Source organism: uncultured Aquimonas sp., assembly GCF_937888285.1.
GTDB lineage: Bacteria > Pseudomonadota > Gammaproteobacteria > Xanthomonadales > Xanthomonadaceae > Aquimonas.
On record NZ_CALART010000101.1, the window covers coordinates 1 to 12,847 of the forward strand.

Annotated in this window: 5 protein-coding genes and 1 pseudogene; all 6 read right to left on the reverse strand. The window is 68.5% G+C overall.

What is annotated here, in order from left to right; translation table 11 throughout:
- Positions 1 to 388 (reverse strand): annotated as a pseudogene (locus Q0654_RS18385) (MFS transporter); the annotation flags it as partial.
- A gap of 256 nt (positions 389 to 644) precedes the next feature.
- Positions 645 to 3,677 carry a ligand-binding sensor domain-containing diguanylate cyclase gene (locus Q0654_RS18390; RefSeq protein WP_298856437.1) on the reverse strand — a complete coding sequence of 1,011 codons (3,033 nt, stop codon included), beginning with the start codon at positions 3,675 to 3,677 and terminating at the stop codon, positions 645 to 647.
- Between the two features lie 309 nt (positions 3,678 to 3,986).
- Positions 3,987 to 9,188: a DNA repair ATPase gene (locus Q0654_RS18395; protein WP_298856439.1), complete on the reverse strand. Its 5,202-nt coding sequence runs from the start codon at positions 9,186 to 9,188 to the stop codon at positions 3,987 to 3,989.
- A 318-nt stretch (positions 9,189 to 9,506) separates the two neighbouring features.
- Complete coding sequence (locus tag Q0654_RS18400; RefSeq protein ID WP_298856441.1) at positions 9,507 to 11,594, reverse strand: hypothetical protein; 2,088 nt, start codon at positions 11,592 to 11,594, stop codon at positions 9,507 to 9,509.
- 78 nt (positions 11,595 to 11,672) lie between these two features.
- Positions 11,673 to 12,326: a hypothetical protein gene (locus Q0654_RS18405; protein ID WP_298856443.1), complete on the reverse strand. Its 654-nt coding sequence runs from the start codon at positions 12,324 to 12,326 to the stop codon at positions 11,673 to 11,675.
- Positions 12,327 to 12,527: 201 nt separating this feature from the next.
- Positions 12,528 to 12,847: acyl-CoA dehydrogenase family protein (locus tag Q0654_RS18410; protein WP_298856445.1), on the reverse strand; the 320-nt coding region annotated here is incomplete at its 5' end.

Genomic DNA, 12,847 nt, shown 5'->3' on the forward strand with positions numbered 1-12,847 from the left:
GATCCATGCCCGGCAGCTTGCGGAAGCGCTCGGCCATGAAGCCGCCGCTGCGGTAGTGCAGGAAGGCCGGATCGGTGTGGCGGGTGGCGCGCGCCACCATCGCATTGCCTTCGTGGCCGCTGCTGCCGATGGTGTAGAAGACCTTGTTCTGCACGCGCAGAACGCGCGCCATCAGATCCAGATGCCGGCTGATCAGTTGCGACTTCAGCAGCTCGTCGAAGGCCGCCGCGCTGAGCGCGCTGCCCGGCATGACGGGCTCATCGCCCGAGGCAGGCTGCACGCCGCCGCGCCAGTCACGCACGAATTCGATGAAGTTCTGGTCGCAGATCTCGGCGCGGTTCAGGCCGCGCATGCGGGCGGGAATGGGGCTGGGGCTGGACGTGCTCATGGGCTCGGGGGGCTGACCCGGCGGGGGCGCCGGAAAGCCGCGCATGATACGCGTCGGGCCCGGCGTTTCGCAGATCGAGCGATCCACGCGCAGGCGGACGACGGGCGCGACACCGTGAACTCGGCCGGCTGTGCCCGACGAAGCGCAACCGCCCAGTTCAGTTCGGGCCAGGCCGAAGACTGCTGGACTCACGCAGCGCAATGCCGTCACCGGCTGCCGGCGCCGGCCTTCGCAAGGAGTCAGCGGTCACGCGCCTTCAGCCCTCGACCCTGTTGCGACCGTCCGCCTTGGCGCGATACAGGGCGGCGTCGGCCCGCTGGATCAGCTTCTCGTGGTGTCCCAGGCCGGCCAGGGACGCGAGCCCGATGCTTACCGTCACCCTCAGGCCCGCATGCAGGCTGCCGAAGTCGTGGCGCTCGATGGCCTCGCGCAGGCGCTCGCAGACGCGGCGGGCCTCATCCATGCCAGCGCCCGGGAACAGCAGGGCGAACTCCTCGCCGCCCCACCGCGAGGCGAGATCGCTGCTGCGCACGTGCTCGCGGATCAGCATCGCCACCTCGCGGAGCGCCGCGTCGCCTGCCGCATGCGAGCACTGGTCGTTGATGCGCTTGAAGAAGTCGATGTCGAGCAGAGCCAGGCACAGCGGCTCGCCGCTGCGCTGGGACTGCTGGAACGTCTCGGCGAGCCCGGCGTCGAAAGCGCGCCGGTTGAGCAGGCCGGTCAGGTAGTCCTCATTGGCCTGGCGCTCGAAGGCGCGCGCCTGCAGGTGCAGGCGATCGGCCAGCTCGCCGCGCTCGCGCGCCAGGCGCTCAAGGTCGGTGGCCTTGGCCGCCAGCGCCGCGGTCTTCTCGTCGACCAGCAGGCGCAGGCGCTGCTGGCCCCGACGCAGACGCGCGATGCGGTACTGCACCGCCGCAGCCGCCAGCAGCAGCAGGCCCAGGATCAGCGCGCCCTGTACCCAGCGCAGCTGCCACCAGTACGGCGCCAGCACGAAGTCCACCCGCAGCGATTCGCCCCAGGCCCCCTCGGGATTGCGCGCCTGGGCCTCGAAGCGGTACTCGCCCGGGCGCAGCGCGGTGAACTGCAGGGTGTCGCGGGTCCCGACCTCGATCCAGCGGTCCTCGAAACCGCCGAGCCGGTAGCGGAACTGGATGCGCTCGGGCATCAGCAGGCTCAGGCCGGCAAGCTCGATCTCAAGGCGACGGCTGCCTGCGGGGAACTCCATCGCAGCCGCGATCGGCTGGGGCTGGTCATCGACCCGGACCGCCTCCAGCACCACCGGCACCCTCGGAACGCGTGCCAGCAGCACCGCCGCGGGATCGACGATGGCGAGGCCGCTGGCCGTGCCGAACCACAGGCGACCGTCGGACCTGGCCACCGCAGCAGGCCCGGCCGCGCCATTGCACTGCGCGCTTTCCATCCCGCTGCTCTCGTTGAAATGCCGGACCTCGAGCTCGGCACGCTGCCCGCTGGCCACCACCTCGGCCGCATTCGCATCGATGCGGAACAGGCCGCGATTGGTGCTCAGCCACCAGCCGCCCAGCGCGTCAGGGACGATCTGGAACACCGCATCCACAGGCAGCCCCGCCGCACGCCCCACGCGACCCGACGGGCCGTCCTTCCAGCGCAGCAGGCCGAGGTCGGTCGCCATCCACACGCTGCCGTCCCGGGTTTCGTGGAAGTGGAAGATGTCCTTGACCGGCTGGTCGCCCAGATCGAGCCGCTGCAGGCGACCGGACTCGATCATGGCTGCACCGTTGGAGGTGCCGATGAAGATCCGACCGCGCTGGTCCTCATGCAGCGCGATCACGAAATCTCGCGGCAAGCCGTCGGCGACGGTCCAGTTGCGGATCTGTCCATCGCGCAGCTCGGACAGCCCGAGCGTGGTGCCGACCCAGAGGGCGCCGTCGCGCGCCCGCAGGAGCGCACGCACCTGGTCACCGGCGAGGCCGGCCGCGCGATTGGCGATCGTCTGCATGCGCTCGCCGTCCCACTGTGCGAGGCCGCCGGCCGCGGTGCCGATCCACAGCCTGCCGTCGGCCTCCGCGAGCAGGCTCATGACCGAATCCATGGGCAGGCCTTCGGCCTTGCCGAAACTGCGCACGTCCGTGCCGGAGATGCGATACAGACCGGAGCTTGTGCCCGCCCACAGCACACCATCGGCTGACTCCGCCACCGCGCGCACATAGGGCGTCGCCAGGCCCTGCCGGCGAGAGAACACCCGCACCGGCGGCAGCCGCAGGCGGAACAAGCCGCCGTTGGTGCCCACCCAGAGACTGCCCTCGCGATCCTGCGCGAGCGCCGATACCCGGCTGTTGGGCAGGCCATCCTCGACATCGATGCGCTCGACCGGTGCTGCCTCGCCCAGCGGCGCACTCATCCGCAGCAGGCCATAGCTGGTGGTGCCGACCCACAGGTCGCCGCGCGCGTCGATCAGCAGGCGATTGACCTGGTCGGCCGGCAGCTGACTGGACAGCGGCGCGAAGCCGCTCGACGCCGAACCGATCATGACGCCGCGATCCGTGCCCACCAGCAGCTGCCCGTCGGCCAGCAGCTGCAGACTCAGCACGGGCCCTGCGGCGAGGCCATGCTCCGGGCCAAAACGCCGCACGCTGTCGTTCTCGATCGCGGCGAGCCCGCGCGTCGTGCCCACCCAGAGGCGGGCTTCCGCATCCTCCAGCAGCGCGTTGACGTAGGCGCTGGGCAGACCCGCATCGATGCCGAACTGCTTCTGGCTGCCGTCGGCATCGAAGCGGATCACGCCCGAGTTTTCACCGCCGGCCCAGACCCGTCCGCTGCGCCCCACGGCCACCGTGATCGTCGCATCGGCCACGTCCTGCCCCGCGAGACGCAGAAACTCCCAGCCGTCGGCCGTTTGCCGGGCGACGCCATCACGCGTGGTCGCGAGCAGAACGGCGCCGTCAGCATCCACGGCGATCGAGCGCACTGCGTTGCCGCGCAGGCCCGGCACATTGCCGGCATCGAACACGCGGAACTCGCGGCCGCTGTAACGCACCGCGCCCTCCAGCGTCGCCATCCACAGGTAGCCGTCCGGCGCCTGTACCAGGCCGGACACCATGTTGTGCGGGAGGCCGTCGCGGCTGCCCCAGCGCTCGGCGTAGTACTCGGCCAGCGGCGCGCGCGCAGCCGTCGCTGCGCCGGGCTCGGCTGCCCGCGCCGACTGCAGCAGCCAGCCAGCCAGCACCAGCAGCAGACAGGCCACCACGAGACGGGCTACGCGCGGCGGGCTGCGCGCGTCATCTGGGCGGTCGGACTTGGCAGCGCGCATCACGGGACGTCCAGCGGGAGTCGGCGTCGGCGAGTATGCAGGCCGCGTACCGAGCCTCATGCAGACGGGACGTGAATTCCAGCCCGCCGTCGCCATCGCGCCCATCCACAGGGAGACCGGATCGCAGGGGCCATGCAGAGGCGTCAAGGCAGGATTGGAGAACTCGACCTTGTGGCGCGCCATGGAGGGCATGCCCGCGGATCGGGCACGCAAGCACTTGATGCAGCGCAAGCGAGTCCGGACCTGCGCCGGACTCGCGGCCGGCCATCAGGCCGAGGTCAGCGGTGTCCCAGGGATTCGCGCCGTGGTTCAGCCGCGGCCGCGGCCATCCAGCGCCCGCACCAGGGCTTCGATCTGGCGGATCAGCGCAGCCTGCTGCGCCTGCGCTTCGGCGCGCGCCTGGGCACTGCCCTGTACGGCATCCACCAGCGGCCGGAAGCCCACGTCGAGCGCGTTGCGCAGGCCGCCCAGCCACATCGCGGCATCCGACGCCGTGTCGCGACTGAAGGTGCGGTTCAGCACCTGCTCGTCGAGGATGCGCTGCAGCAGCTGCACAAGCTCAGGTGCGGTCTGCGGCGGCTTGGCAGCGCCGGCCTGCGCGCCCAGCGCCTGCACGCTGGCCACCAGATCATGCAGCTGCGCGATGACCCGCGTGCCGGTGTCGCTGTCGGCGCCGCCCAGCGCCTTGTTGCGCTGGAAACCCTGCTTGATCGCCTGCCAGCGCTCGGCGCGCGCGGCATCCAGCGTGCCGCGGATCTCGGCCAGCTTGAGCAGGTTCTCCTCGGCGCCGCCGGTGAGCAGCTGAGACTCGCCGAGGTAGTGATCGTCGATGAGCTTCTGCAGCTCGACGGCGTTCATGACCGACGAGATCTTCTCGGCCAGCTTGTTCATGTTGCGGTAGCTGCCCTGCAGCTTGAAGGGCGGCTCGGTGCGGTAGGCCTCGGCCTGGGCGGCGCTGGCGATGTAGGCCTGGTTGACCCGGTAGACGATGTCGCGCACCGCCAGCAGGTTCTTCAGCACGGCGGTGATCTCGTTGAGCTCGGCGGCCGAGTAGGTGTGACTCAGCGCGCTTGCCGAGAACTCGCGGCCCTGCGCGCGCTCGACCAGCTTGTAGAGGTCGTTCAAGTCGCGCGTCGCCAGCGGCGCCAGCACCGGCTGCGCGGTCAGGCAGTTCTCGACGTAGCTCAGCAGGAAGGCGTCTTCCTTGCCACCCAGCACCTCGCCGAGGTTGTAGACGTCGGCGCGGTTGGCCAGCATGTCCGGGATCTTGAAGACCTCGCCGCTCTCGGTGTACGGGTTGCCGGCCATCACCACGCAGAACTTCTTGCCGCGCATGTCGTAGGTGCGGCTGCGGCCCTGCCACACGCCCTCGATGCGGCGGGTGCCGTCGCACAACGAGATGAACTTCTGCAGGAACTCCGGATGGGTGTGCTGGATGTCGTCGACATACAGCATCACGTTGTTGCCCATCTCCAGCGCGAGATTGAGCTTCTCCAACTCCTGCCGCGCGCCGGCATCGGGCGCCTGGGCCGGATCGAGCGAGCGCACCTCGTGGCCCAGCGAGGGCCCGTTGACCTTCATGAAGATCAGGCCCAGCGCATGCGCCACGTACTCCATCAGCGTGGTCTTGCCGTAGCCGGGCGGGCTGATCAGCATCAGCAGACCCATCAGGTCCGAGCGCTTGCCCTCGCCCACCGTGCCCATCTGCTTGGCGAGGTTGTCGCCGATGATGGGCAGGTAGACCTCGCTGATCAGCTTGTTGCGCACGAACGAGGTCAGCGGCCGCGGCTTGAACTCGTCGAGACGCAGGCGTGCGCGGCCGGCCTCGATCAGCGCATGGCGTCGCGCCTGGAAGGCGCGCAGGCCGGGCAGATGCTGCTCGCGGTGGCGGCGCAGTCGCGCCTCGAAATCATCGATGCGCAGGCGCAGCAGGCCCTGCTCGATACGCGCGTGGCTGCTCAGCAGGCCCTTGATGTCGACCGCGAGATCGGCCTCGCTGATCCGCGTGGGCAGGTGCCCCTCGACGCGCATCAGCGCGGCGGCCTCGATGGCGTGATCGGCCAGCTCGGCAAACGCAGGCTCAGCGCACAGCGCCTCGAACCATTGCCGCCACAGGCCCAGCGCCTCGCCCGGGCGCGCCGCCAGTGCATCGGCCGCCGCCTGCAGGTCTTCCCAGCGATGGCCGGTGGCCAGCCGCTCCTTCAGTGCCTGGATGAGCCGGCGCGCGGCGCTGGTGAACAGGAACTGCGGATGCTCCTCGCCCAGCAGCTCAACCAGATAGCGCGCGGCGTCGCCACTCAGGCTGGCATCGAATTCGATGCCAGCCGCGGCACGGAAGCGCTCGACCTCGCGCGCGACCTCGGCCATCAGGCGCTCGCTGGCGCCGTTCTGGTTCAGCGCTTCGATCAGCTGCCGCGCCTGACGCGCACGCAGCGGCCATAGGCTGGCGCTTTCGCTGTTGGCCTGGGCCTGCCAGGCCAATGCGGCCAGCGCACGCGCGGCCGGCGCATGGATCAGATGCCCCGCCGCCTGCCGCAGCGGCAGCCAGGCCGCGAGGATGCGCGCAGCATCGGCGTCGTGGATGCCTTTCTCGTAGCCCTCGCGATACCGCGAGGCGGCGAATTCGCGCAGGCGCTTCGACAGCGCGTCGAGATCGCCCAGCTCGGACTGCAGCGTCGCAAGGCTCTGCCCCTCGCTGCCGGCGCGCGCGGCCTCGAACAGGCTGGCGGCCAGATACTCGGCGCGACTCACCTGCGCCGACTCCGACTCCAGCGTGTGCTCGGCGAACTCGCGCAGGCGGCCGAGCTCTTCGTCGCGGATCGGCTCGTAGTACTCGGTTCCGGTCAGGTGCAGGCAGAGCTCACCGCCCTTCGGCAGCAGGGTCAGGTCCAGCACCTGCATGTTGACGCTGAAGCGGTGGCGCGGGCCCAGCTTGATGGTGTTGCCGCCGTCCTCGAACAGCTCGCTGCGGTCGCGCTGGCCGCGCAGCGCGGCATCACGCGCAGCCTTGATGCGGGCTTCGATGTCGTCGGCCTTGACGCTGTCGCGCAGCTCCCGCAATCGCGTCGCCAATTCGCGTAGCTTGAGGATCAGCGCGTCGCCGGCAAAAAACGCGTGCAGGGCCTCGACCGTCTGCAGGCGCTCGGTGCGCCGCGGCAGCCCCTCGAAGATGCGCAGCGCGGCCTCGTGCAGGCCCTGCGCGCGGCGCTGGCGTTCATCCAGCAGCGCCTGGCGATGGCTCTCGAAGGTCTCCAGCACCTCCTCGCGCTTGGCCAGGATGTCCTGCAGGAAAGCTTCGTGCTCGCCGAAGCGGCTTTCGAGCTCTTCCAGCTGCAGCAGCACGCGCGCGAGCTGCTCCTCGCTGCGCTCGGGATCCGTCGACAGGCTCAGCGCCGAAGCGAGGCTCTGGCCGAACAACGCGAACTGCGCGCCGAACTGCGCCACCGCTTCGCGGCTCCCCAGCGATTTGCGCTGTTGCTCGGCGCGGGCGCGGGCCTGGTTGAGTCGCGCATACAGCTCGGAGATCGTCTCGACCACCTGGGTGCGCTGCTGCGCATCCTCGATCGGCAGCCCGGCCAGCAGGTTCGACAGCAGGTCGAGGTCCAGCGACAGCTGGGCCATGCCCTCGAGCGGCACCTTCAGCTGGGCCACGCCTTGCGCCTTGCCGGCCTCGGCATCCAGCGCGCGCAGGCGCTGGTCCAGCGGTTTCAGCGCCGCGGCCGAGGCCAGGAACTCCCCGGTCGCCGACGCCAGCGTCGACTGTGCTGCGACCACCTCGGCTTCCAGCGCATCGATCGCGGCCACGTCCATGTAGCGCGCCTCGCGCAGCGCCAGCAGACGGCCGCGCTGGGCCTGCAGGCCCGACAGGCCTTCGACGTAGTCATTGACCGACTCGCAGCGCTCCGGCCGCGCCCTGGCGAGCAGCTCCGACTGCGCACTGCGCGCCTCGCGCAGGCTGCGCTCGCTCTGCGCGCGGATGCTCTCGACCTTCTCGAACTCATCCAGCACGGACTCAGCGGTGCCGGCGATCTCGCGCACCAGCGGCGCCACGCCCGCGCACTCGGCGCTGTCCAGCCAGTGGTGCAGATCGAACAGGCGTCGGCTGTTCTGGCTGAGCAGGCCGTAGCGGGTGGCGCTGACTTCCTCGCTCGAAATCTCTCGGACCAGCGAGAGCAGATCGGAGATGCCGCGCACCAGCTCGGCATTGCCGATGCGGCCCATGAAGCTGGTCGCCGGTGGCTTGGCGGCGGCGAATTCCTCGCTCCAGAACGGCGTCTGCCAGACCTGCATGGGATGCACACGGGTCGGCTCGTGGCTGTCGACCGAGAACAGCACGAAGCGGCCGTCCTCCAGTCGCGCATAGCCGTGGCCGAACAGCGGCGTGGCCAGCCGGCGCTCGATCAGGTTGTAGGTGAACAGCGCCTTCGCACCGCTCTCGGGCTCGTAGAAGACGTAGAGCACGTCCTCGCCGTTCGGCGAACGCAGGCTGCGCTTGAAGCGCATGCCCTCCATGCTGCGCTCGAAGGCGCGCTGCTCGCCGTTCTGCAGCACATAGCCGCCGGGAAACACGATGCCGTGGTCCTCGGGCAGCTGCACGCAGCTCTGGCCGATCGCGTCGATGCGGTAGACACGGCGCGCCACCAGACTGTAGACGAAGTGGCGCACCACCTCTTCGCGGTAGGGCTGCACCCGCAGCAGGATGAGATCACCGACGCGGGCATAGTCGATGCGCGCGTCGTCGATGCTCTGGGTGGCATCGTCAACCGGCTCGCGGTAGATGCCGAGGCCATCCTCGGTGTTGTTCTCGATCTTGATGGTGAGGTCGCCGCCGATGGTTTCGACGAAGACGTGATCGAGCACGTTCATGTGCGGGAAGCGGCCCTCGACCACATGCTCGCGGCCGCAGCGCGTCCATTCGAAGTCATGGATCGGCGGCAGCGCGATATCGCGTTCGCCGCGGTTGTCGACGTAGCGCACCTCGCCCGCGGGCGAGACGCTGAAGCGGAACACGCGCACGTCCGACAGGCGCTCGCCGATCTGGAAGGCCGCCAGCAGCAGGCCGTCGCGCGCCACCAGCTGCAGCAGGCGGGTGTTCTTGTAGTAGGCGTAGAGCTCGCGGAAGTCCTGCGCGAAGCCCTGCGCGCCGAGGAAGCTGCTGGCAAGCTCGACCGGCTCGACGTCAAAGCCGCCCTCGGCCTCGACCAGGCGGTACAGGGCGAACACATCGCTGACCTGGGTCTCGCGCTTGAGGCCCAGGAAGACGTTGTAGCCGAACAGCAGGAAGTCGCCGACCCGCACCAGATCGCGCGCCACCGCGTTGTGCTCGGTGCGCACCCGCAGGCGACCGATGATCTTGAGCTCGCTGCTGCCGAACTCCGCGAGCCGCTGCTGATTCAGCCCTTCCGCAAGCCCGCGCAGGCGCGCGCCCTGCTCCAGCAGCCGCGCGCGCAGCACTTCATACGCGCCACCTTCTGCGACGGCCTGGTCTACGAGGGATTCGGGTGTGGTCATGCTTTGAACTCTTCGAGCAGGAGGAGGCTGTAGATCGCGATCCGCGACGATCCCTCAATCGCGATTGTCGAGATCTCCCCTCTCCCCATGGGAGAGGGGTCGGGGGAGAGGGTTCGGGAGCCCTCAGTCGCAAAGCTGCGGCAGTCCGTCTCCGCAGCTTCAGGAGCTCTGTCGCTTCAGGAACAGGGGCGGATGCGCAAGACCCGGACCCTCTCCCCAACCCCTCTCCCACAGGGAGAGGGGCTCTGACTGAGGACTAGGACGGTTTCGGGGAACAGGCAGCACACAGCTTCGTTCACCGAAACCCGGTCATCTCGATCACGCGGACGCAGTGTCCCCTGCATCCGTATCGCCCCCCGCCGCGCCCGCATCCCCCGCCTTCAACGCCGCCACCTTCCCCGCCGTCACCCCACCGCCCAGGAACTTCGACAGCACGTCCTGCACCACCGGGCTTTTGCCGACCGCGCCCTCGATCGCCTTGCCGACGCTGAGCGCCTTGGCGAAGGTCTCGAAGAACTCGCCGCCGCCGCCGACGATGTCGACCTTGGCCTTGGACAGCGCGGCCGCCAGCACATCGGCCTGCTCGCGGGCGATGTCCTTGTTGGCTTCGATCGCGGCCATGGCCTGCTCGAAGTTCTTCTCCAGCTGCATGCGGAACTCTTCGTGCGCACGGGCCGAGTCCGACAGGCCCGACAGCGCCTCGAACTTCTTGACCAGACCCTCGGCCTCCGACTCGTAGCGACGCTTCAGCACCTCGGCTTCGGACAGACCGACCTCGCGGATCGCCACCGCCTTGGCACCGCCCAGCGCCTCTTCGCCGCGCGCCTGCGCGCCTAGCTTCTCTTCCAGCACCTTGGCTTCCGCCAAGCCGTCCTTCTGCTTGGCCTCGGCCTGGGCCTCGATGATTCGCGCCTGCGCAAAGCCTTTCTCCTGCTCGCCGCGGGCTTCGGCGGCCAGCTTCTCGGCGACCACCTTGGCCTCGGCCAGACCTTCCTTCTCCAGCGCCGCCGCGTTGACTTCGCGCACGCGCGCATCGGCGAGGCCCGGCGCCGCGCGCTCGGCCTCGATGCCCTCGGCCATCTTGCGCTTGGCCTCGGACTGTTTGCCGGCGGCTTCCAGCTCGGCCTGCGCCAGGGTGGTGATCTCGACGGCCTTGTACTTGGCCTTGCTCTCGTCGGCCTCGGCCTGCTTGACCTGCTTGACCAGCTCTTCCTCAGCGCGGGCCTGCGCATCAAGGATCGCCACCTGCTTGGCGCGCTCGGCCTCGGAGATCTCGCGCACTTCCTTGATGCGCTCCTCTTCCTGGGCCACGGTCTTCTCGACCGCGATGCGCTCGCGCACGACGTTGGCGATCAGCTTGCGCTGCTCTTCCAGCGCCTTTTCCTTCTCGATGCGCTGCAGCTCGACCTCGCGCTCGCGCGAGACGACTTCCAGCGCCCTTGCGCGCTCGACCTTTTCCTTCTCGATGATCACCGCGCGCTGGCGGTTCTGCTCGGCCACCTCGACCTCGCGCAGACGGTTCTGCTCGCGGATGTCGATCTGCTCCTGCGCGGCGAGACGCGCCTGCTCGGCCTTCAGGCGCTCCTCTTCCTGCACCTTGAGCGTCTCGGCCTCCTCGCGCGCCTTGATGGTGGCGATCTCACGCGCCTGCCGCGCTTCGGCGTCGGCCTGCTGCCGAGCCAGCGCCAGCAGCGCTTCCCTGGTCTCGACGTTCTTCTTGGTCATCGCCAGCTCTTCGTTGCGCTCCAGCTCGTTGGTGATGACGTTCTGGGCGGCGGTGAGCTCGGTGATCTTGCGGATGCCCTCGGCATCGAGGATGTTGCTGGGGTCGAGCGAGGACTTCGGCGTCTGCTCGAGGTAGTCGATGGCGACGTCTTCCAGCACATAGCCGTTCAGGTCATTGCCGATGACCTCGACGATGCGGTCGCGGAACTCCTGACGGTTCTCGAACAGGTTGACGAAGTCGATCTTCTTGCCGACCGTCTTCAGCGCTTCCGAGAACTTGGCGTTGAACAGCTCGTTGACCGCGTTCTTCTCGGACGCACGATCGACGCCGATGGCCTTGGCCACCTTCAGCACGTCCTGCTGGGTCTCGTTGACGCGCAGGTAGAAAGCAACGGTGATGTCGGCGCGCATGTTGTCGCGACAGATCAGGCCGTCCTTGCCCCGCCGATCCACCTCGAGGGTGATCAGCGAGATCTTCATGAACTCCTTCTTGTAGATCACCGGTAGCACCAGCGCGCCGGTGAAATGCACCTTGGGCGTGGCCGACAGGTCGTTGACGATCAGGGCTGTGCCCTGCGGGACCTTGATGTAGAAGGACTTGATCAACGCGAACAGCGCGAACAGCGCAAGCAGGACCACGCCCGCAATGAGGAGGATGGGAATCAAGGCTTCAGTGCTCACGTCATGTCCCTCGTCTGAGTGATGGAAAGCTCGTTCTATGGGGCTGGAGTGTCAGCCCCCACGGCGGGTTGGAAAGGCTCAATCAGCCCGATCAGCAGCAACGGAATCCGGCGCCGCGGCGGGCCGCGCGATCCGGTAGGCGTGACGATCAGGCATGTAGTCGACGATCAGGGCGGTGTCGCCGCGACGAAACTCACCGTCAGGCGCCCGCACCTGCAGGATCAAGCCAGCGGCGCCATCGTCGTACTCGGCGAGGCCTTGCTGTTCGCTAACCTCGGGACTGCGTATGCGCACATGCTCGCCAAGCAGAGACACCGCATCCCGCCCTGGCACTGGCGTAAACAGTCTGCGGAATGGCTGAAGCAGCAGTCCCGCGAATGGCAGCGCCAGGAACAAAAGCACCGGCGTGAGCACCACGCCGGCAAGCAGGCGCAGCATGGCGGAATCAAGCCCGGTCAGGAACAGGTAAACGACGAAATAGCAGGCCAGCCAGGCCAGCGAAACGAGCGCTGTGTAGATCAAGCCAAAGGGCAGACCACCAAACCCGAACTTCAGCATCAGGGCGCTGAGCAGCCCTCCGCCGTTGCCCGCACCAACGCCGTCGGACAAGTCCAGAACCTCGAGATCGAACAGCCCGAGCAGGGTTAGTAGCCAGTAACCCACGGCCACCAGAAGCAGCACGCTCAGGATCAGCGTCGGAAACGACAGTGCGATGTCGAGGAATCGGTCCACGCGGCCCCCTTTGATGCCTCCACCGCCCCTCGCGGGTGGATTCAAGCGCTCACGACGGCGCTAACCGCGCTGTGTGACCGTCGATGCAGCAGCGGAAGGATACGTGGCGAAACCGGTTTTGGAACCCCTCGGCTCGCGCAAACAAGAACGCGCCGGATCGCTCCGGCGCGTTCGTGGCGCAGCTTGAGGCGGATCGCGGCGTCAGCGCAGCCCGGTCTCGTTGCGGGCGATGACCAGGCGCTGGATCTCGCTGGTGCCCTCATAGATCTCGGTGATCTTGGCGTCGCGGAAGTAGCGCTCCAGCGGCATCTCCTTCGAGTAGCCCATGCCGCCGTGGATCTGCAGGGCCTGATGGGTGATGTACATCGCGGCTTCGGACGCGGTGAGCTTGGCCACCGAAGCCTCGGTGCTGAAGCGGCCGCCGGTCTTGTCGGCCTCGGCCTTGGCCCAGGCGGCGCGCAGGGTCAGGATCTCGGCGGCGTCGAGGCGGCACTTCATGTCGGCGATCTTGGCCTGGATCA

Bases quoted from the DNA above. Each gene is read 5' to 3' on its own strand.
- Q0654_RS18390 (WP_298856437.1), bottom strand. From the start codon at position 3,677: ATGCGCGCTGCCAAGTCCGACCGCCCAGATGACGCGCGCAGCCCGCCG.
- Q0654_RS18395 (WP_298856439.1), bottom strand. From the start codon at position 9,188: ATGACCACACCCGAATCCCTCGTAGACCAGGCCGTCGCAGAAGGTGGC.